Source organism: Dactylosporangium sp. NPDC049742, assembly GCF_040674675.1.
GTDB classification, from domain to species: domain Bacteria; phylum Actinomycetota; class Actinomycetes; order Mycobacteriales; family Micromonosporaceae; genus Dactylosporangium; species Dactylosporangium maewongense.
Window position 1 is genome coordinate 375,312 of sequence record NZ_JBFANF010000002.1, and the last position, 20,207, is coordinate 395,518.

The 20,207-nt window shown below is 70.4% G+C and carries 14 protein-coding genes and 1 riboswitch; of the genes, 5 read left to right on the plus strand and 9 right to left on the minus strand.

Features of this window, described 5'->3' with window-relative positions; genetic code table 11:
* Nucleotides 1-588: 588 nt before the first annotated feature.
* Nucleotides 589-1,650 carry an LLM class flavin-dependent oxidoreductase gene (locus tag AB0J72_RS05200; RefSeq protein ID WP_363394576.1) on the minus strand — a complete coding sequence of 354 codons (1,062 nt, stop codon included), beginning with the start codon at nucleotides 1,648-1,650 and terminating at the stop codon, nucleotides 589-591.
* 149 nt (nucleotides 1,651-1,799) lie between these two features.
* On the opposite strand from AB0J72_RS05200, the gene AB0J72_RS05205 reads away from it, so the two are divergent.
* Both AB0J72_RS05205 and AB0J72_RS05210 read left to right on the plus strand, forming a co-directional pair.
* On the plus strand, nucleotides 1,800-2,447 hold the full coding sequence (locus tag AB0J72_RS05205) for a hypothetical protein (protein WP_363394578.1): 648 nt from the start codon (nucleotides 1,800-1,802) through the stop codon (nucleotides 2,445-2,447).
* A gap of 291 nt (nucleotides 2,448-2,738) precedes the next feature.
* Complete coding sequence (locus AB0J72_RS05210; protein ID WP_363394580.1) at nucleotides 2,739-3,005, plus strand: hypothetical protein; 267 nt, start codon at nucleotides 2,739-2,741, stop codon at nucleotides 3,003-3,005.
* Between the two features lie 627 nt (nucleotides 3,006-3,632).
* Here the strand turns inward: AB0J72_RS05210 and AB0J72_RS05215 are convergent.
* On the minus strand, nucleotides 3,633-6,296 hold the full coding sequence (locus tag AB0J72_RS05215) for an EAL domain-containing protein (RefSeq protein WP_363394582.1): 2,664 nt from the start codon (nucleotides 6,294-6,296) through the stop codon (nucleotides 3,633-3,635).
* Nucleotides 6,297-6,998: 702 nt separating this feature from the next.
* Here AB0J72_RS05215 and AB0J72_RS05220 point away from each other — a divergent pair.
* Together AB0J72_RS05220 and AB0J72_RS05225 are read left to right on the plus strand one after the other, a co-directional pair.
* On the plus strand, nucleotides 6,999-7,295 hold the full coding sequence (locus tag AB0J72_RS05220) for a hypothetical protein (RefSeq protein WP_363394584.1): 297 nt from the start codon (nucleotides 6,999-7,001) through the stop codon (nucleotides 7,293-7,295).
* Nucleotides 7,296-7,371: 76 nt separating this feature from the next.
* Entirely contained in the window at nucleotides 7,372-8,208 is an 837-nt protein-coding gene (locus AB0J72_RS05225; protein WP_363394586.1) for a DUF5753 domain-containing protein, read from the plus strand.
* On the opposite strand, the gene AB0J72_RS05230 is transcribed toward AB0J72_RS05225, so the two are convergent.
* The 7 genes from AB0J72_RS05230 to AB0J72_RS05260 form a co-directional block, all read right to left on the minus strand.
* Complete coding sequence (locus tag AB0J72_RS05230; protein ID WP_363394588.1) at nucleotides 8,209-11,895, minus strand: PQQ-dependent sugar dehydrogenase; 3,687 nt, start codon at nucleotides 11,893-11,895, stop codon at nucleotides 8,209-8,211.
* A gap of 209 nt (nucleotides 11,896-12,104) precedes the next feature.
* Entirely contained in the window at nucleotides 12,105-13,388 is a 1,284-nt protein-coding gene (locus tag AB0J72_RS05235; RefSeq protein ID WP_363394590.1) for an ABC transporter substrate-binding protein, read from the minus strand.
* Between the two features lie 37 nt (nucleotides 13,389-13,425).
* Complete coding sequence (locus AB0J72_RS05240; protein ID WP_363394592.1) at nucleotides 13,426-14,526, minus strand: branched-chain amino acid ABC transporter permease; 1,101 nt, start codon at nucleotides 14,524-14,526, stop codon at nucleotides 13,426-13,428.
* Complete coding sequence (locus tag AB0J72_RS05245; RefSeq protein ID WP_344513697.1) at nucleotides 14,523-15,410, minus strand: branched-chain amino acid ABC transporter permease; 888 nt, start codon at nucleotides 15,408-15,410, stop codon at nucleotides 14,523-14,525. The genes AB0J72_RS05240 and AB0J72_RS05245 overlap by 4 nt, the downstream gene beginning before the upstream one ends.
* Nucleotides 15,407-17,206, minus strand: a complete 1,800-nt coding sequence (locus AB0J72_RS05250; protein WP_363394594.1) for an AMP-binding protein — start codon at nucleotides 17,204-17,206, stop codon at nucleotides 15,407-15,409. Before AB0J72_RS05250 ends, AB0J72_RS05245 begins: the two co-directional genes overlap by 4 nt.
* Nucleotides 17,203-17,967 (minus strand): ABC transporter ATP-binding protein, encoded by a 765-nt coding sequence (locus tag AB0J72_RS05255; RefSeq protein ID WP_363394596.1) that lies wholly within the window; start codon nucleotides 17,965-17,967, stop codon nucleotides 17,203-17,205. The genes AB0J72_RS05250 and AB0J72_RS05255 overlap by 4 nt, the downstream gene beginning before the upstream one ends.
* Nucleotides 17,968-17,983: 16 nt before the next feature.
* Nucleotides 17,984-18,757, minus strand: a complete 774-nt coding sequence (locus AB0J72_RS05260; protein WP_360560192.1) for an ABC transporter ATP-binding protein — start codon at nucleotides 18,755-18,757, stop codon at nucleotides 17,984-17,986.
* Between the two features lie 291 nt (nucleotides 18,758-19,048).
* A riboswitch (cyclic di-AMP (ydaO/yuaA leader) is annotated at nucleotides 19,049-19,193 on the plus strand.
* Between the two features lie 8 nt (nucleotides 19,194-19,201).
* On the opposite strand from AB0J72_RS05260, the gene AB0J72_RS05265 reads away from it, so the two are divergent.
* The gene (locus AB0J72_RS05265; protein WP_363394598.1) at nucleotides 19,202-20,188 is read left to right on the plus strand and encodes an NlpC/P60 family protein; all 987 of its coding nucleotides are present in this window, start codon (nucleotides 19,202-19,204) and stop codon (nucleotides 20,186-20,188) included.
* The last annotated feature ends 19 nt before the right edge of the window (nucleotides 20,189-20,207 follow it).

Below are 20,207 nucleotides of genomic sequence, written 5' to 3' on the forward strand. Positions count from 1 at the left end.
CCATCCCGACGACCCCGTCACGACAGCAGCCGACCGGCCCGACCCGCCCCTCCGACAACCCACCACGACAGCAACCGACCAGCTCGACCTACCGCGGCAGCAGACGGCGAGCTCGATCCACCCGCTCCGACGACGACGCTGCGTCGAATCGGCGTCTGGGGGTTGAGCGCCCTGGAGCAGGTCCAGCACACCGCGATTGCAGCCGGCCGGCTCGACCTAGCTTCGACGACCCACCGCAATGGCGGTCGGTTCGCGGCGAGCAGCGCAGCGCCAGACGGCGGAGAGGCGTCGTCGCAGCCGGGCACCGCCGGCGATCGATCGCGATGCTCCACAGCGCTGAGGTGAGGCATCACGCCGATCGGCCGCGGACGGCGGCTGCCGACGGGCAGCGTCACGCCCAGCAAGCGCGCGCTCACTGCGGACCCCACGAGCAGCGCGGCGTTCACCGCAGAACCCAGGAGCAGCGCGGTGAACCGTGCGGAACGGGGCACCGCCCGTCCGCTGCATCGATCACGCCCGTTCGCGTCCGCTGCCGTGGTGGGTATGGCTCGGGACCAAGGACAGGCGCCGCGTCGTTGGACGTGTGGGTCAGGCCGGGACCGGGGTCAGCACCGCTGCGGCGACCCGGTGAGCCTCCTCCAGGTGGGGCCAGCCGGAGAGGATGAACTCGTCGACGCCTTCGTACTCGGCGAGGCGTAGGCGGATCTCCTCGGGGCTGCCGACCAGGGCGGTGCCGGCGCCCTCGCGGACGAGGCCGATGCCGGCCCACAGGTTGGGGGCGATGACCAGGCCGTCGGTGGTGCCGGCGTTGAGCGCGGTCATCCTTGCCTGGCCGACGGAGTCCATCCTGGCGAACCGGGCCTGCGCCGCCGTGATCCTCGCGGGGTCCATGCCGCGCAGCAGCCGGTCGGCTTCGGCCCACGCCTGGTCGGCGTCGCCGCGGACGATGACGTGGATCCGCAGGCCGAAGCGCAGGGTCCGGCCGTACGCCGCGGCCTTGGCCCGCATGCGCTCGACGCGCTCGGCGATCGCGGCCGGCGGCTCGCCCCACATGAGGTAGACGTCCGCGTGGCGTGCGGCCACGTCCTCGGCGGCGGGCGACGCACCGCCGAAGTAGATGGGTGGGACGTCGGCGAGTGGCGTACCGAGGCCGCCGCACTCGACGTGGTAGTAGTCGCCGTGGAAGTCGAACCGCTCGCCCTTCCACGTGCTGCGCAGCACCTGGAGGTACTCGGCGGTGCGGGCATAGCGGGCGTCGTGTTCGACGAAGTCGCCGTACGCTCGCTGCTCCTGCTGGTCACCGCCCGTGACGACGTTGAGGGCGAGGCGGCCGCCGGAGATCCACTGGAACGCCTCGGCCTGCTGGGCGAGGAGGGTCGGCAGGGTGAAGCCGGCCCGGAACGCGACGAGCATCCGCAGCGTGGTCGTGTGCTGGGCGATCGCGGTACACATGACGAGAGGGTCCAGGCAGCCGGCGCCGACGGGTGTCAGCACCGACGCGAATCCGGCCTCCTCGGCAGCGCGGGCGACCTCCGACAGGTACGCGACGGTGGGTGTCCGGACGTGTGCGGCGGCTCCGGCCGAGACGGTCGCGGCGCCGACCTGATCACCGTCGCCGGTCGTCGGCAGGAACCAGTGGTACGTCGTCATGATGCCACCTTACCTACTTAACCGGTGTGTTTCACCGACAGTCTCCCGAGACTGGGAAATGTGGCGCCGATCGATTAGAATGTGTGTACGAAAGTCGCTCTTGAGCTGGGGTTCTTGAGCCGGTTTCGTTGGCTGGGAGGAGAGCGCAAGTGACCGTGTCCACCGTCACCCCGGGGTCCGTTCCGTATGCGACGCTGTTGAGTTTCACGCGCTATGTCGGCCGCACCGGCCCTCGCAAGGCGAGCTTCGTGGGCGGGCTGCGCCGTCAGCGAGAGTCGGGCTCCGGCTTCAACCCACACGGCCAGTTGGTCAAGGCGCTGAAGGCCGACATCCGGTTCCGCACCGGCGGCACCTACCTCAACGCGGTCGTCGAGCAGGTCAATTCGCGCTGGCGGCCACTGTACGAGTCGGTCGTCCCCGGCGCGCTGCGCTACATCGAGTCGATCGGCGACCTGTCGCAGGTGGAGGTCACCCCGACGCGCGACGCCCTCGGCATGCTGGGCAGCCTTCCTGTGAAGATCAACCCGCACTTCGGCCTGCGGTATGCGGACGGTCACGGCGAGGCGGTCCGCCTGCACTTCGACGAGGACCCGCCGCAGGACGAGGCCGCGGTCGCCACCCTGCACCTCATGACCCGCCACATGGACCTGGTCCTGCCCAACGCCACGCCCGTCCTCGTCGACCTGCGCCGCGGCGACGTCCTGCGCCCCGACCCGTCGGTCAAGCCGGGCGAGGTGGAGCGGTGGCTCGCCGGCGAGGCAGCCGCGTTCGCCGCGATGTGGGGCACGCCCGCCTGACGCTTCCTTCGCCAGCGGCAGCGGACCGGAGCGCGCCTCCCCTCAGACGCGCTCTGGTCCGCTGCCGCGCTTCGCCGGCCCGCACACCGTCCCACCCCCGCGCCCTCTCGTCGCCACGCCGTCCCTGTCCCGCGCCGTCGCCGCGCTGTCCCTGTCCCGCGCCGTCGCCGCGCTGTCCCTGTCGCCGCTGCCCCCGTCGCCGCGCTGTCTCTGGGTGCCCGCGCAATGACATCCCCTCCCTGCGCCGTCCCACCCCCACGCCGCGGCGAGTTGTAGTTGGCGGTGTCGCCGGTGGCCTTCGCGAACAGGGCGACGGCGAAGGCCGAGGCCGAGGACTCCATGGAGTCCGAGGGCGCGCCGGGCATGTACAAGTTCTGCACCGGCACCGCCCCGCGCTTCCTGCAGGTCGACCTCGGCTCCAACGCTGGCGGTTGCGCCGCCCGTCGCCGCGCCGTCTCCGCCAGCGCCTGCCCCGCGGCCACCGTGTCGCCGGGGCGCACGGCCAGGGACGCGAAGGTGCCGTCTGGCCGCGGTCAGACGCCGCGGCCCACGCGGTGACGATGGTGGGCCGTCGACGACCGTCCCTGCGTGCCCGCGCACTGACATCCCCGTCGCTGCGCCGTCCTACCCTGCGCCGTGCCGGGGTCGTCCCGTATGCCTGCGCAATGACATCACCGTGGCGCGGTGTCCCTGGCGTTGGCGGGTTCGCTCGCAGGCCTCCGGCTGCACAAAGTCTTCCGGATCATGGGGGGGGGTGGCCGCTTGCATGTGGTTCCGTGTCGTGGCGTGCCGTTATGCCCGAGGCCGCTCCGCATCCCCGGCCTCAATCGGTCGAATGCCTGCTGTGAGCGCCCGCGACGCGAGATCCACCCGCCATTGCATGCACGTCGCGGTGTCCTTGTGTCGCGGCTGCTGGGCCAAGCCCGAAACCGCCGCGCGGACCCCCGGCGGCCCCGAACCGTGACGTCCGCCCGTCGCGGCGTCCCGGGCGTCGTGGTGCTCGAGTCAGGCTCGAGACCGCCGTGCGAACCCGAACCGACCAGCTCACCCTCTGCGCGAATCCGGAGCACTACGGTCTCCGCGCCGTGAAAGCCCGGATCGCCGCGCGGAGGTGCGGTGAAGTGCCGGGGCGTGAGGAGGCGGCGGTTGGTGGGCTGGGTGGTGTCGGCGCGGAGACCGGAACGGTCAGTGGGTCAGGTTTGGGACGGCGGGGTGGGTGCAGAGGGGGGCGATCTCGTCGGCTGGGAGGGGGCGGGCGAAGTGGAAGCCCTGGGCCAGGTGGTAGCCGAGCTCCAGCAGGCGGTCGGCCTGGGCGGCGGTCTCGACGCCCTCGGCTACGGCTTCCAGGCGGAGAGCCTGGGCGATCTCGCTGATGGAGGTCGCGATGGCCTCCTGCTCGACGGTGCCGGTGACGCCGTCGACGAAGGACTTGTCGACCTTGAGGACGTCCACGGGGCAGGTGCGCAGCAGGCCGAGGGAGGAGTGGCCGGTGCCGAAGTCGTCGAGGGCGATCTTCACGCCGAGGGCGTGCAGGGCGCGGACGGTGTCCAGGGCGCGGCCGCCGCCGAAGACCGCTGTCTCCGTGATCTCGATGGTGAGGCGGGCGGGGTCCAGGCCGGTGTCGGCGAGGGTGGCGGCGACGGTGGCGACGAAGGAGGGTTCGAGCAGCTGGCGGGCGGAGGCGTTGACGCTGATCTTCCACGGGGCCAGGGGGCCCAGTTCGCGAGCCCAGCGGGCGCCCTGGGCGCAGGCCGAGCGCAGGATCCAGGCGCCGATGGGGACGATGAGGCCGGTGCGTTCGGCGACGGGGATGAACGTGACCGGTGAGACCAGGCCGCGGGTGGGGTGGCGCCAGCGGACGAGGGCCTCGACGCCGCGGACCTCGCCGTGCGGGAGGCCGACGATGGGCTGGTAGAGAACGAAGAGCTCGTCGCGGTCGAGGGCCTGGCTCAGCTCGGCGGCGACCTGGGCATGTTCGACGGCGTGGGCGTCGAGCTCGGGGCCGTACTCGACCCAGCGGCTCTTGCCCAGCTCCTTCGCGGCGTACATGGCCATGTCGGCGCGGCGCAGGAGGTCGGAGGCGTCGCAGTCGGCGGTGTGGCGGGCGACGCCGATGCTGGCCTGGATGAGCAGCTCGTAGCCGGCGGCGCGGACGGGGACGGCGAGCGCGTCGATGAAGGCCTCCGCGATGCGGGCGCTCTCGGCGGCGGTGGCGTCGGGCAGCAGGACCGCGAACTCGTCGCCGCCGAGGCGGGCGACCGTGTCGCCGGGGCGGATGCTGGCGCGGAGGCGCTCGCTGACCTCGACGAGGAGGGCGTCGCCGACGGCGTGGCCGAGGCGGTCGTTGATGGCCTTGAAGTCGTCGAGGTCGACGAGGGCGAGGGCGAGCCCGCTGGAGGAGGACTGGGCGTCGCGGACGGCCTGGACGGTGCCGGCGTTGAAGAGGGCGCGGTTGGCGAGGCCGGTGAGGGCGTCGTGGGACGCCTGGTACGCGAGCTGGTCCTGATACCGGCGGCTCTCGGTGATGTCGCGGGCGTTGCTGACGATGCCGCGGACGCTGGGGTCGTGCAGGAGGTTGGTGGTGACGACCTCGAACCAGCGCCAGGTGCCGTCGGCGTGCCGCAGGCGCATCTGCGCGGTGCGGGCGGCGCCGGGCACGGCCGGCTGCCGGCGCAGGGGGGCCAGGTCGTCGGGGTGGACCCGCTCGCTGGCGACGCTGCCGAGGAAGCGGTCGGCGGGGATGCCGTAGAAGCGGATGAGGCTCGGGCTGGCGTACGTGACGCGGCCGGCGGCGTCCGTGATGGCGAAGATGTCGCTGGAGTTCTGCACGAGGGAGCGGAACCGGCGCTCGTGCCGCCGCAGCTCCAGCATGCTGGCGTCGACGCGGGCGAGCAGGCTGCTGTTCTCGTAGAAGGCGACCAGCTGGCGGGCGACGACGAGCAGGGTGAGCAGGACGGACCCGCCGACGAGGATCCGGGTCTGGGTCTGGTCGGGCCCGATGCCGGCCAGGACGAAGCCGTCGGCGACGACGACCGCCAGGTACGGCAGCGGGCTGAACGGCCGCGACGGCTTGCGCGGGGTGGCGAGGGACGCCGGGGTCGCGTGCCGCTGGACGAGGGCCGCGAGGACGATGCCTGCGGCGCAGACCGGGATCGACAGCTGGCAGTCGTTGAGGTAGGGCCGGGACTCCAGCAGCGGCGCGATCGCGCCGAGGCCCGCGCCCATGAGGACGGTGCCGCCGAGGACCCACAGGGCGGCGCGGTCGAGGCCGCCGGTGCCGGCGAGGGCGACCTTCGCGACGGCGAGCAGGCCGGCGAACAGCATGAGCAGGATGCCGAAGATGGTCCAGACGGTGCCGGTGACCCGGGCGACCTCCAGGGACTGCTGCACGGCGAAGAACCACGCGACGAGCGTGGTGGCGCAGACCACCACGGCGAGGTCGAGGCTGAAGGTGATCATGCGGCGCCGGACGGGGAGGCGCAGCAGGGCCCAGACGAGGACCAGGACGGCGCCGAGGTACAGCACCATCGTGAGGCCGCCGGAGCGCTGGGTCGGGGCGCCCGGGCCGACCAGGCTGTCCACGGCGCTGCTGAGGACGCCGGCGAGCAGGATGAGCATGATGACGCCGAGGTGGCGCCAGAAGCGTCCGGCCTCGCCCGCGACACGTGCGGTGCGGAAGCACACGGCGGCGGCGAGACCCGCGCTGAGCGGCACGGGGATCCAGCCGATCGCCGGGTGGATGAGCGCGTGCGGCCACTGGGCGGCGAGCCAGCCGGTGCTGAGCACGGCGAGGATCACGGCGGCGCGCAGGGCACGATGCGACCGCACCGACCGCACATCGACCGACATCGACAGATCCACCACCAATACCGAATGCCCGCCCGAACGTGCAGGACATTCGGCCGTACGGCGCCAGATCTGAGAGGTTCCAGAAAAATGTCCCGATTGCGCGATCCTCAGATACCGCTAAGGACCTTTGATCAAGGAGTAGCCGAGCGGTCACACATCGACGGTTCCCAGTGCTAGGTTGACCGCAGCGTGCTTCCTCATCCTTGCGCTGCGTAGCGGCCTCGCCGACGAGAAAGGAACTCGATGACCGAGGGCCGGCACCACAGACGTCGCGACGACGACCATGCGGAGGACGGGATCTACTTCCCGCCGCCGCGTGAGGTGCCTCGCTCCCGGACAACGCCACAGGTCCGGCCGGTCGCCCCCTCCCCCTGGGCACCGACCACACCGGACCGCCAGGCGCCGGAGATCCCGCCGGCCCCTCCACCCGGGACGCCACCGCCCGCCAGCCAGCCACCACCCAGGCGGCAGGCCGGCGACACGCACCCGCCGGAGGCACCGGTCTACTACGCCCGGGCGTCCAACTGGACCGTCCGCCCCTCCCCCTGGGCGACGACCGAGGGCGACGAGCTCCTGGACGAGGACACGTATGCACCGGCGGAGGTCTTGCCCCCACCTCCGCCGGTGCGACCAAACAGGAAGAATCCGGAAAAAGCGCAAAAAGCCACAAAAGCCACAAAAGCCACTACGGCAGCTGTACCGATGCAGCGCCCGGCCAACGAGCAGATGCCGATCCAGCAGCCGCTCGAACAGGCGCCCCCGCCGAAGGCCGTCCAGGCCGCCCAGGTCGTCCAGGCACCGGGCCGGATGAGCAGCACCACGGCGTGGTGGATCGCGGTCGGCGTGGTGATCGTCGCGCTCGCGGTCGCCGCCGGCGTCCTGGTCGGCCTGAACCTCGCCCGCCGCGGCTCACCCAGCGGCGCCGCCGGTGCTCCCGCCAGCGCGATGGCCGAGATCTTCCTGGCGGCGCACGCCCCCTCCCAAGCAGACGTGGGCTGAAATCACCAGGTGCATTCGCCGCGAATCGGGTAGAGACGCCGCGTTGCCATCTGGACGCGATTTGGGGGAACAGTCCATGAGTGGACCGATCGTGGGCAAGCGTCGCCTTCGAGCCGAGTTGCGCCGGCTCCGGAGAGAACGTGAACTGACCCAGGACCTGGTGGCCGCCGAAATGGAGTGGTCACTGTCGAAGCTGATCCGGATCGAGAACGGCACCGTCGCCATCTCGGTCAGCGACCTGCGCAGCCTGCTGGCGTACTACCGGCTGCACGACACCCAGCTGGTCGACGACCTGCTGGAGCTGGCTCGGGCGGCGAAACGGCGGATGTGGTGGGACGAGTACCGCGCGACCCTGCCCGGTCCCCTGCTCACCTATGTGGGGTTCGAGGCGGAGGCGGTGTTCGTCGGCACGTTCGAGCCGATGCAGTTCCCCGAGCTGATGCAGACCCGGCGCTACGCGACCGCGACGACCGCCGAGCAGAGGGCCGGCGATCACGAGCAGCGCGTCGAGTTCCGGCTGCGGCGGCAGAGTGAGCTGTTCGAGCGTGACCAGCCGTCCAAGTTCCAGGCGCTGATCGACGAGTCGGTGCTGCGCCGGCTGCCGCTGCACGACGACGAGGCCGTCCTCGTCGACCAGATCGAGCACGCGGTGGAGTTCGCGCATCGGGAGTACACCGACGTGCGGATCGTGCCGTTCAACGCCGGCTACCACGTCGGGTGGGACGGCGCGTTCACCGTGCTCGAGTTCGGCGCCGACGACGGCATGCTGCACAAGGGCGGCCAGCTGATCGAGGAGCCGGAGATGATCGCCCAGCACGCCGAGGGGCTGCGCCGGCTGGCGGCGAAGGCCCTGCCGCACGAGGCCTCGATCGACCTCATGCGGCAGGTCGCCGCGGAACTCAAGAGGGGATGATCAGGCCGGCGGGCGGAAGAGCACCCCGTTGCCGCTGACCAGCACCGGCTGGTTGTTGGAGTACTGGTAGGCGACGGTCCCGGCCGCGTTCTCGATCCCGACCGTCGCCGTGCTGCCCTGCTCGAACGCGTTGTCGAGCTCCTTGTACGCGAACGCGATGTCGCCGTTCTCGTAGAAGACCGCCTCGAAGGTGAGGCGCCGCGACGTGTTGCCGTAGAGGTACACGTTGCGCCACTCGATGACGTACGCCCGGTTCGGCGCCGCACCCGTTGTCCCGGTGCGGACGCTGGACTGGCCGTCCACGACGAGGTCCGACCAGAACGGGTAGACCGTCGCGTTCGGCGCCGCCGTGGTCGGCAGGGTCGTGTGGTCGGCGTTCGCCGCGCCGGGGTTCACGAAGCTCGCCTTGCCGTTCGTGTCGACCCAGACGGAGGTGTACGACGTGCCGTACAGCTTGACCGGGAAGGGCGTGGTCAGCTGGACGATCGCGTCGTCACCGGTGAGGGTGAGCGGCGTGTCGGCGTCGATGAACGCGCGCGGCCCGTCGGCGCAGGTGTAGCCGAACGCGTCGGCGCCCTGCGTCAGGGCCAGGTTGACGGTCGAGGTGCCGGCCGCGACGGTCACCGGTGCCGAGGCGCCGCCCCCGCCGCACTGCCCGCCGGACCCGACGGAGGCCGTCACCGTGTAGGACCCGGCCGGCACGCCGGTGAACGTGTAGGTGCCGTTGGCGGCGGTGGTCTTCGTCGCCCCGCCCGGGGTGAGCGTCACCGTCGCACCGGCGACCGGCGTGCCGCTGCCCTGGTTGGTCACCGTGCCGGTCACGGTGCCGGTGACGGGCGGTGGGTCCTCCCCGCCGCCCGGCGCCTTGAACAGCACACCCATGCCGTTCTGCAGCGCCGAGGTGTTGTTGGAGTACTGGATGCCGACGGTGCCGGTGGCGTTCTCGATGCCGACCGTCGACGACGCGCCGGCCTCGGCGGTGTTGTCGATGCCGGAGTAGTTGGTGACGACGTCGCCGTTCTCGTACAGGATCGCCTCGGCGTTGATCCGCCGGGACGTGAACCCGTACTGGTAGGCGTTGCGCCACTCGACGATGAACTGCCGGTTGGGCGCCGAGCCGGTCACCGCGGTCCGGACGCTGGCCGAGCCGTCGACGACGAGGTCGGTCCAGTAGGCGTACACCGACGAGTTCGGCGTCGCCGTGGACGGGATCGCGCCGTGCCCCGTGGTGGAGGAGCCCTGGTTGGCGAAGCTCAGCCGGCCGTTGGTGTCGATCCAGGCCGAGGTGTAGGTCGTGCCGTAGAACTTGAAGCCGAACGGCAGCGTCACCTGGCTCATGTTGTCGTCACCGGTCAGCGGCAGCACGGTGCCGTCGGCCGGCACGAACGCCCGGGGCGACGCCGAGCAGACGTAGCCGAAGGTGTCGGTGCACGAGGACGTGAAGCTCGCGGTGTACGTGCGGTCGGTCGCCGGAGCGGTGATCACGTGGGTCTGCGCCCCGCCGTCGGACCAGCTGCCGAAGGTCTGCGGCACGTTGTTGTACAGCTGCGGCGTCGGCGCGCTGACCGTGTTGGTCGACCCCTGGATGACGGTGCGGGTGAAGGGTGCCACCTGGCTCGTCGCGCCGACCGTCAGGTTGAGCCCGGCCGGGTTGCTGACGAACGTCAGGTCGACCGTCTTGGGCTGCACGTTGACGGTGGTGGTGCTGGTCAGCCCGCCCGCGTCGGTCGCCGTCATCCTGAGCTCCAGGTATGACGGGTACTCGTGGTCCGGCGCGGTGAGCGTCCCACTGGCGACGCCGTTGAGCGTCTGCAGCGGGTGCTCGTGGCACACGCCCGGCGACGAGCAGTGGTGCAGCACGGTCGTCCAGCTGAGCGCGGACGCGGGCAGCGCGCCCTGCTGCGGGTCGCTCGCGTGACCGGAGAAGCTGATCGCGTCGCCGACGGCCCAGGTGTACGAGGAGGCCGGCGTGTCGATGACCGCGGTCGGCGAGTCGTTGCCGGCCGTGATGGTGATCGTCTTGTCGTTGGTGGCGCCGAGGGTGTCGGTGACGCGCAGCCTCGCCGTGTAGGTGCCGGCGGTGGTGTACGTGAAGCTCGCGGTCACCCCGGTGGCGTCGACGGTCCCGTCGTTGGTGAAGTCCCACTGGTAGGTGAGCAGACCCTGGTCGGCGGGGTCGGCGTCGGAGGACGTCGAGCCGTCGAAGGTCACGGCCAGCGGCGTGCCGCCGGAGGTGCGGCTGGCGGTGATCGCCGCGACCGGCGGCTGGTTGACGTTGTAGTAGCGGATTCGGCGCACGGTGCCGCCGAGGTCCACGTAGTACAGCTCGTTGCCGGGGCCGACGGCGAGGTCGACCGGGTTGGCGGCACCGGCGGCGAACGTGATGATGTTCGACGTCGACGGCAGGCCACCGGCGGCCGTGGGCATCATGGCCCAGATGCAGTCGCGGCTGTAGTCGGAGAAGAACAGGGCGCCGCGGTAGGCGGCCGGGTAGGGGCCGCTGTCCGGGTAGAACGCCACGCCGGAGGACGAAGAGCCGCCGCTCGGGCAACTCTCGCCGGCGACGACCTTCGCGTTGTGGTTCCAGGAGTAGTACGGCTGGACGTTCGGCACGGCCGGGTTCGCGCCGTACATCGGCTCGCACATGTTCAGGTTCGCGCCGTCGTAGCCACTCTGCGGGCTCGGCCCCTCGATGCACGGCCAGCCGTAGTTGCCGATCGTGCTGGCGACCGGGTTGGCGATCCGGTTGATCTCCTCGTACGTGTTCCAGCCGACCTCGCCGCTCCACAGCTCGTTGGTGCCGGGCTTGAACGTGAACCGGAAGGGGTTGCGCATGCCGTAGGCGACGATCCGCCGGGCGTTGGCGTCGCCCAGGACGGAGTTGGGGTTCGTCGGCAGGGCCGCGCCGGTGACCGGGTCGATCCGGATGATCGTGCCGTTGAGCTGGGTCGGGTCGGCGAGGGTGCGGACGTCCTGGGAGCGCAGCGCGCCGCCCTGGGCGGTGGGCGTGCTCAGCGCCGTGCCGGCCGGCGACGGCGGGTCGGCGCACGGGTTGGCGGGGCTGCCGAACTGGCCGTAGTCGGTGGCGCTGAAGCTGGCGCCGTCACCGGAGGAGGCGTAGAGCGCGCCGTCGGCGCCGAACTGCAGGTCGCCGACGGAGTGGCTGGGGAACTGCTGGCACCAGTCGGTGATCAGCACCTGCTCGGTGCCGACCATCTGGTTGCCGCTGGCCTGCAGCCTCGACAGCCGGCCGGTGATGACGCAGTTGCCGTTGTTGGGGTCGGGGCAGACGTCGTTCCACTTCGGCGCGGTGCCGCCGGGCAGCGCGTCGTAGGAGTACAGGACGTAGACCCACGGGTTCGTCGGGAAGCCGGGCGCGAGCGCGAGGCCCACCATGCCGCGGTCCCATTGGTCGTGGACGTTGGTGCGCAGGTCGGCGAAGACGTCGGGGGTCGGGTCCGACAGGCTGTCGTAGACCTTGATCAGGCCCCGCTTCTCCGCGACGAACACGCGCCCGTCAGGCGAGAACTCGATGTTGGTCGGGTTGGTCAGGCCGCTGAAGACGACCTGCTCCTGGAAGCCGGTCGGGAGCGTCGACGCGGCGGCCGGCGGCGAGCCGGCGATCGGCACGAGCGTGCCGGCGGTGAGCAGGGCGGCGAGCAAGGCGCGCACGGTACGTCGACGCATCGACATGAACCGTCCTCTCGATGGGGGTTACAGAGAGACGGGAGTCCGGAAATTGCGCCAGCGTACCGATCGCCTCATGGCGGGGAAATGTCGCGTTGCCGACCCGCGACGTGCGACTTCGCCTCGAATCCGACCACTCCGGACACCGGCCCGGAAAAAACGACCCGTTCGGCCAGCGGCCGAACGGGTCGTCGTCATCGCAGGGGTGTCTACAGCTTCTCGTAGCAGGGCTTGTCGAGCTTGTAGTCCTTCGCGACCGAGCCGGTGAAGTAGTCCTTCTCCAGCTTGATGTCGTTGGGGCCGCCCGCGCCGACGGTCGGGTTGTAGATGAGCGACTGGCGGAAGATGCCGTCCGCGCCGGCGGCGTAGTTGCCGGCACCGTCGGGCAGCATGCCCTCGTAGTCGACCTTGGTGAGCGACTTGGCGGCCTTGAGCAGGCCGGCCCGCGTCAGGTCACCGTCGGCCTGGGCCTTCTTGAGCGCGGCGAGCAGCGGGTACGACCAGACCCAGCCCGACGTGTAGCCGTCGTTCGGCGTGACGCCCGGCAGCGCCTCGCGCATCGCCTTGTGCCCCGGGGTGTCGGAGGCCCAGGACTTCCACGGCGAGGACTGCACGTAGAGCGCCTTCAGCGCGGGCGCCGCGGCGGTCGCCAGCAGGCCCTGGTTCCAGGACGGGCTGGTGCCGATGAACCGGCCCTTGAACCCGCGCTGGGCGGCGCCGCCGACGATCGCGGCCGCGTCCGCCGGCCCGGTGGTGAGGATGACCAGGTCGGGCTTCTGCGTGACGATCGCGGTGACCGCGCCGGCCTGCTTGTCGGTGCCGGAGTCGGTCTTCACGTTGATGAACGTCATGCCGAGCTTCTCCGCGGCGATCTTCGCCCCGGCCGCAGCGTCGTCGCCGTAGTCGCCGGCGAGGTGCACCGCCATGACCGTCTTGGGCTTGAACGTCTCGTTGGCGTAGTCGACGGCGTTCATCGACTCGATGCAGTAGTTGGCGCCGGACTCGAGGATGTTGTCCTCGAACGCGTACGCCGACGTCCACGCCGCGGGGGCGGCGATGACGTTGTTCTGCTTCATGTCGGGCAGGATCGCCGCGGTCGTCGGCGAGCCGAGGCTCTGCGCGAGGGCGAGGACCTTGCCCTTCATCTCCTGGTACGCCTCGTTGTGCGTCTGCGGGTTGTACTTGTTGTCCCGCACGTAGGTCTCGGCGTCGATGTCGTAGCCGCCGATGCCGCCCTGCGCGTTGACCCGCTTCCAGAACGCCTTCTGCGCGTCGGTGATCGGCACGGCGAGGACGTGGAACGGCCCGACCGTCAGGTCGGAGATGATGCCGAGGTAGATGCAGCCCCGGTCCTTGTGCTCCGACTTGGGACAGGGCTCCTTCGTGATCCCGACGTCCGACTTCGGGCCCGACGAACCTTTGTTGTCCGTGTTGTCCCCGCCGCGACATCCGGCGAGTGAGCCGACGGTCAGCACCGCGGCTAGGGCAATCATGCCCAACCTCTTCATTGAGGGGCTCCTTACGACGAGGTCAGTACGAGAACGGCCAGGCTTTCCAGTACGTGCGGAGCCGGATCCAGATGCCGAACAGCCCGCGCGGCTCGAAGATCAGGAACACGATGATCAACACGCCGTACAGGACGGTTTCGAGCTGGTAGGCGTTTGGGGACTCCGCGGGCGAGTTGCTGATGAACGGCAGGAATGACGGCACCTCACGGATCAGCCGCGGCAGCAGCGTGATGAGGAAGGCGCCCAGGATCGCGCCGCTGACCGTGCCGGCACCGCCGATGAGGACCATGGCGATGTACTGCACCGACAGCAGCAGGTTGAAGGTCGTCGGGTCGAAGTAGCCGACCCCCACGTAGAGCAGCGCGCCGGCACAGCCGGCGTAGAACGACGACACCCCGAAAGCGATCGTCTTGTACCTGGCCAGGTTCACGCCCATCACGCCGGCCGCGATGTCGCGGTCCCGGATGGCCGTGAACGCCCGGCCCACCCGCGAGCGCGCCAGGTTGCGCGCCGCGAGAGCCGCGAGGACGAGCAGCACGAGCATCAGCAGGTACAGCTTCTGATCTCTCGTGAGGAACGCGTCGGAACTGTTCAGGTCGTAGCCGAGCAGCTTCGGCGCCGGGGGCTGCCGGCCGATGCCGGGCCCGCCGGTCAGCTCCGACCACTCGTTGATGACGTGGCCGCCGATGAAGACCAGGCCGAGCGTCACGATCGCCAGGTACAGGCCGCGGAGTCGGGTGGCGAGCGGCGCCACCAGTACACCGGCGACCGCGGCGACGAGACCGGCGGCGGGCAGCCAGATCAGGATCTCCTGGACCCCGAACCCGATGGTCCGCGCGTCCGGGTCGCCGGCGATGGCGGCCGCGGTGTAGGCGCCGATGGCGAGGAAGAACGCGTGCCCGAGCGACACCTGCCCGGCGTAGCCGGTGACGATGTTGAGCCCGATCGCGCCGATCGCGGTCACGCAGGCGAGCCCGATCAGCTGGAGCAGCTGGTCCTCGACCAGCCAGGGCAGCGCCGCCCCGACCGCGAGGAGGATGCCGACCGCCACCTTCTTCGAGGTGGTGTCCAGCAGCGCCAGCTCCTGGTTGTACGAGGTGCGCAGCAGCGGACGGTTTCTCATACCCTTTCGACCTCCCGGGTGCCGAACAGGCCGTAGGGGCGCACGAGCAGGACCAGGAACATCACCACGTAGGGCGTGACGACCGAGATGTTGCCGCCGAGCCAGGGCACCGAGCCCTGATAGGTGGCGGTGAGCTCCTGCACGGTGCCGACGACGAGGCCGCCGATGACGGCGCCGGGCAGCGAGTCGAGGCCGCCGAGGATGATCACCGGCAGTGCCGTCAGCGCGATCAGCCACAGCGACTCGCTGACGCTGCCGCCGACGGCGGCGTACGTGCCGGCGACCGCGGCGAGCGCGCCGGCGAGCGCCCACGACAGCGCGAACACCGACCCGACGCTGACGCCCTGGGCGAGCGCCGCCTCCTGGTCGTAGGAGGCGGCCCGCATCGCCAGGCCGGTCCGGGTGTACCGGAAGAACACGAACAGCAGGGCGATGAGCACGGCGGTGGTGAGGACCATCGCGACGTGCCGCTGCTCGACCTGGACGCCGCCGGGCAGCTTCCACACCTTCAGGCCCCACGGGTCGCCGACCTGCCGCACGTCCAGGCCGATGGCGCCGTTGACGACGACCCGGACGGCGATGTCGATGCCGAGCGTGATGATCGCGACGGTGAACACCGGCCGGCCGATCATCGGGCGGACCGCGAGCCGCTCGACGCCGAGCGCGATGCCGCCGGTGAGCACGGCGGACGCGGCCAGGGCGAGGAAGAAGCCGAGCGGCCCGGCGAGGTAGGTCACCAGGACCGCGCCGGCCAGCATGAACGCGGGCTGGGCGAAGGAGATGACCCGGGTCGCCTTGTAGATGATCACGAACCCGAGGCCGAGCAGCGCGTAGACGCTGCCCGTGCCGATGCCGCGCAGGACGCTCTCGAGGAAGTCCTTCACACCTTGCTCCCGTACATGTCGTCGACGAGCGTGGCGAAGGTCGTGGCGACGGCGCCGCGGCGGACCTTCTGCGTCGCGGTGAGCTCGCCGTCCTCGTGGTCGAGCTCCTTGGGCAGCATCCGGAACGTCTTGACCTGCTCGACCGGGTTGTGGCCGGCGTTGACCGCGTCGACGACGCCCTGGATCAGCGCGATGACCTCGGGCTTGCCGGCCAGGTCGCGGTAGGTGGTGTAGCCGATGCCGCGGCGCTGCGCCCACTCCCCCACGGTGTCGAGCTCGATGCCGATGAGGGCGGTCAGGTACGCGCGCCGGTCGCCGATGACGACGGCCTCCTTGACGAAGGGCGACGCCTTCAGCGCGTTCTCGATCTCGCTCGGCGCCACGTTCTTGCCACCGGCGGTGATGATGATGTCCTTCGACCGGTCGGTGATCTTCAGGTGCGTACCGTCGAGCAGCTCGCCGACGTCGCCGGTGCGCAGCCAGCCGTCCGCCGTCATCGCCTCGTCGGTCGCCGCCTGGTTGCGGAAGTAGCCGGCGAACGTGCCGGGGTGCCGGGTCTGGATCTCCCCGTCGTCGGCGATGCGGATCTCGACGCCGGAGTGCGCCTCGCCGACCGTGCCGAGCCTGATCCGGCCCGGGCGGTTGGCGGTGCCGATCGCGGTGTTCTCGGTCATGCCGTACACCTCGTACATCGGCACCCCGATGCCCATGAAGAACCGCAGCACGTCGGGGGCGATCGGGGCGGCGCCGCTGGCGGCGTAGCGGACCCGGCGGACGCCGATGCGATCCTTCAGCGCCCGGTAGCACAGCAGCCAGCCGATCGCGTACCGCAGCCGGCTGCCGGCGGTGTGCCGCCCGCCGTTGGCCTCCAGGGTGGCGCCGATGCGGTCCGCGACCCGCAGCCACAGCCGCGCGTTGGCCCGCTTGAGCGGCGACGCCCCGCCGAGCCGGACGGTGATGCCGGCCATCATCTTCTCCCAGATGCGGGGCACCCCGAACAGGATCGTCGGCTGCACCTCGCGCAGGTCGGCCTGCACGGTCGCGATCGACTCGCCGAAGTGGACGGTGACGCCGGCGGCGGCGTTGAACCAGACCGTGAAGACCCGCTCCGCGACGTGGCACAGCGGCAGGTAGGACAGGGTCAGGTCGTGCGGCCCCGGTGGCGGGTCGGTGAACCCGCCGCCCTCGACCAGGACCCGGATCGCGAAGTCCACGTTGGCGACGGTGAGCATCGCGCCCTTGGGCCGCCCGGTCGTGCCGGACGTGTAGATCAGCGTGGCCACGTCGTCCGGTTCCGAGGTCAGCTCGACCGGCTCCGCATCCGCGTGCGACGCCAGGAGGTCGCTCCAGGCGATGAGCTTCGGGTGCTTGTACCGGCCGCGGATGCCCCTGGGCTCCAGGTAGACGATCCACTCCAGGCCGGGGCAGTCGTCCAGGACCTCCAGGGCCTTGTCCACCTGCTCCTGGTCCTCGGCGAAGAGGATCCGGGCGCCGGAGTCGGCGAGCATGTGGCGCACCTCGTCCGGCGGGTTCGTCGGGTACAGCCCGACGGTCGCCGCCCGCACCGCGACGGTCGCCACGTCGACGAAGAGCCACTCGGAGCGGTTCTCCGACTGGATCGCGACCCGGTCGCCGGGCTGGACGCCGAGCGACCTGAGCGCCCGGGCGACGGTCTCCGCGGTCTTCCAGTAGTCCCGCCAGGTGATCTCGCGCCAGATGCCGCGGTGCTTCTCCCGCATGGCGACGGCGCCGGGCGTGCGCTCCGCGTGCTGCTTGACCAGTTCGGCGATCGTCATGCCCGCTCCACCTCCCCCAGGTAGGCACGCAGGACGTCGGGGTTGTTCTGCACCTCGGCCGGGGTCCCGGTGGACACCGGCACGCCGAAGTCGACGACCATCACCCGGTCGGCGAGGTCCATGACGAGCCCCATGTCGTGCTCGACGAGGATCATCGGGACGCCGAGCTCCTCGCGGACGTCGAGGATGAAGCGGGCCATGTCCTCGGTCTCCTCCAGGTTCATCCCGGCGACCGGCTCGTCCAGCAGCAGCAGCTTCGGCTCCATCGCGAGGGCCCGGCCGAGCTCGACGCGCTTCTGCACGCCGTACGGCAGCAACCCCACCGGCAGCCGGCGCCACTGCGCCAGTTCGAGGAAGTCGACGATGTCCTCGACCACGGCCCGGTTGGCGATCTCCTCGCGCCGGGCCCGGCCGAGCCACGCGATCGCGGCGAGCGTGCCGTAGCGGATGTGGTGGTGCCGGCCGAGCATGAGGTTCTCCAGCACGGTCAGGTGCTGGAACAGCTCGACGTTCTGGAAGGTGCGCGCCACGCCCAGCTTGGCGACCTTGTCCGGGCGCAGTCCGGTGAGGTCGGCGCCGTCGAGGGACACCTTGCCCTGCTGCGGCCGGTACACCCCGGAGATCACATTGAAGATCGACGTCTTCCCGGCCCCGTTGGGCCCGATGACGGCGAAGAGCTCGTCCTTGGCGACGGTGAACGAAACCCCGTCGATGGCTTTGACGCCGGCGAAGCTGAGCCGGACGTCTTCGAAACGCAGCACGGCGACTCCTGATTTTCTATGACAGCCAGCGCTTGCGACGCTTGTAGTGCTTCACGTCGCGGAAGGACCGCTCGGCCCGTCCCAGGTAGAACTCGCGGATGTCGTCGTCGGCGAGCAGTTCGGCGGCGGGCTTGTCGAGCACGACCTTGCCCGTCTCCAGCACGTATCCGTGCTCGGCGATCGACAGCGCCATGGTCGCGTTCTGCTCGACCAGCAGCACGCCGGTGCCGGCCTGGTTGATCTGCACGATCAGGTCGCGGACCTGCTCGACCAGGCGCGGCGCGAGCCCGAGGCTGGGCTCGTCGAGCAGCAGGTACGCCGGGTCCGACATGAGCGCCCGCCCCATCGCCAGCATCTGCTGCTCGCCGCCGGAGAGATAGCCGGCGATGCTGCCGCGGCGCTGCGCAAGCACGGGGAACAGGGTGTACATGCGGTCCATCGCCTCCGCCCGGCCCTTCGGGCGGGTGTGGGCGCCGAGCCGCAGGTTCTCCTCGACGGTCAGTTCGGCGAAGGTCCTGCGCCCCTCCATCACCTGCGAGACGCCGCGGCGGACCACGGCGGCCGGCTTGAGCCGGTGGATGGGCTTCTCGTCGAGCGTGACGGCGCCCTTGGTGATGGCGCCGTCGTGGACGCCGAGCAGGCCCGACAGGGCCCGCAGCAGCGTGGTCTTGCCGGCACCGTTCGCGCCGAGCAGCGCGACGATGCGTCCTGGTGGGACCTGCAGGCTGACGCCTCGCAGCACCAGCATCACGTCGTCGTAGACGACCTCGAGGTTCTGGACACGCAACATCCGGTGACGCTCCTCCGGGGGTGTTCGGAGTGGGCGAACTATGTGCATCGACGGTGAATAAAGTTACGTGTATTTAACCGGGTCTCAGAGCAGAATCAAGCCCCAATTGTGTGTCCGTCAACACCATCTTCTGTGGTGCGTCACTGTCCGATGTGGAGCGACAACCCGCCGTGATTCGGACTTTTGGGGTAATCGATATTCAACAACGCTCGCGGGTTTCGCTTCGTTGGTGATCACGTTAAGTTATGTCCTGGCCTGCACGGCAGTCCGTCGCCCACCCCGGGCGGCGCCGGGCAAGCGCCGCCGAGTCGAGCGCCGCTCTGGCGCTGTCGAGCCGGGGACCCAGGGTCCTTGGGGTGAATCCGCACAGCGCGGTAGGGCGCACTCTTCCCGCCCGAACCCGTCAGCTAACCCGGTAGGCGGTCGGTGAAGAAGGGTCATCCCTTGTCCGCTGGACACCGCACCAAACGGTCCCTGCTGCGCACACTCTTCATCGGGGTCGTGTCGCTGGCGATCGTGGCGCCCGCGAGTGTCGCCAAGGCCGATCCGACAGCGGCTGAGATCGACGCCCAGATCCAGAAGGCGGGCGACGAGCTCGAAGACCTGGTCGAGGCCTACAACAAGATCAATGGCGATCTGGCCGCCACTCAGGCGGCCGCCGCCGAGCTGCAGAAGAAGCTCCAGCCCTACGTCGACAACATGGCCAACGCCAACGCCAACGTGGACGTCATCGCCGTCGCGGCGTTCAAGGGCGCGGGCAGCCTGCAGAACCTCAGCATCGTGCTCAACGCGCGGTCGTCCGACACGCTCATGGACCAGCTGACCACGCTGCAGCAGATCGGCAAGCACCAGCAGCACGAGATCGCCGACTTCACGTCGGCCAAGTCGAAGCTGGACGAAGAGAAGAAGAAGATCGACGAGACGCTCGCCGCGGAGACCGCGCAGAAGACCGAGCTCGAGACCAAGAAGAAGAAGATCGAGGGCGACGTCAAGAAGCTCGAGGCGCTCCGCCGCCGCTCGACGACCGGCGGCGGCACCGGCTCCACGGGTGTCAAGGTCGCGCTCGGTGCCGAGTGCACGTCACCGGCGAACGCGGCGGTGGCCTTCGCCTGTGCCCAGCTCGGCGAGCCCTACAAGTGGGGCGCCGCCGGACCAAGCAGCTGGGACTGCTCCGGCCTGACCATGGGCGCCTGGAAGGCGGCCGGCGTCATCCTGCCGCACAACGCGGCGCAGCAGTGGAGCAAGACCACGCACATCTCACGGTCCGCGCTCTCCCCCGGCGACCTGGCGTTCTTCCGTGGCCTGGGGCACGTGGGCATCTACATCGGTAACGGCAAGATGATCCACGCACCGACGACGGGGCGAAACGTCGAGGTCCAGTCGATCGACGGCCGCAGCGACACGTACGGCTACGGCAGACCGCACAAGTAAGCCCTGACAGCACGTCCAA

What these genes read in the sequence shown, in the direction of transcription:
- AB0J72_RS05250 (WP_363394594.1), bottom strand. Translation starts at nt 17,206, where the DNA reads ATGACGATCGCCGAACTGGTCAAGCAGCACGCGGAGCGCACGCCCGGC.
- AB0J72_RS05220 (WP_363394584.1), top strand. Translation starts at nt 6,999, where the DNA reads ATGCAGCGCCCGGCCAACGAGCAGATGCCGATCCAGCAGCCGCTCGAA.
- AB0J72_RS05200 (WP_363394576.1), bottom strand. Translation starts at nt 1,650, where the DNA reads ATGACGACGTACCACTGGTTCCTGCCGACGACCGGCGACGGTGATCAG.
- AB0J72_RS05260 (WP_360560192.1), bottom strand. Translation starts at nt 18,757, where the DNA reads ATGTTGCGTGTCCAGAACCTCGAGGTCGTCTACGACGACGTGATGCTG.
- AB0J72_RS05215 (WP_363394582.1), bottom strand. Translation starts at nt 6,296, where the DNA reads ATGTCGGTCGATGTGCGGTCGGTGCGGTCGCATCGTGCCCTGCGCGCC.
- AB0J72_RS05230 (WP_363394588.1), bottom strand. Translation starts at nt 11,895, where the DNA reads ATGCGTCGACGTACCGTGCGCGCCTTGCTCGCCGCCCTGCTCACCGCC.
- AB0J72_RS05235 (WP_363394590.1), bottom strand. Translation starts at nt 13,388, where the DNA reads ATGATTGCCCTAGCCGCGGTGCTGACCGTCGGCTCACTCGCCGGATGT.
- AB0J72_RS05240 (WP_363394592.1), bottom strand. Translation starts at nt 14,526, where the DNA reads ATGAGAAACCGTCCGCTGCTGCGCACCTCGTACAACCAGGAGCTGGCG.
- AB0J72_RS05225 (WP_363394586.1), top strand. Translation starts at nt 7,372, where the DNA reads ATGAGTGGACCGATCGTGGGCAAGCGTCGCCTTCGAGCCGAGTTGCGC.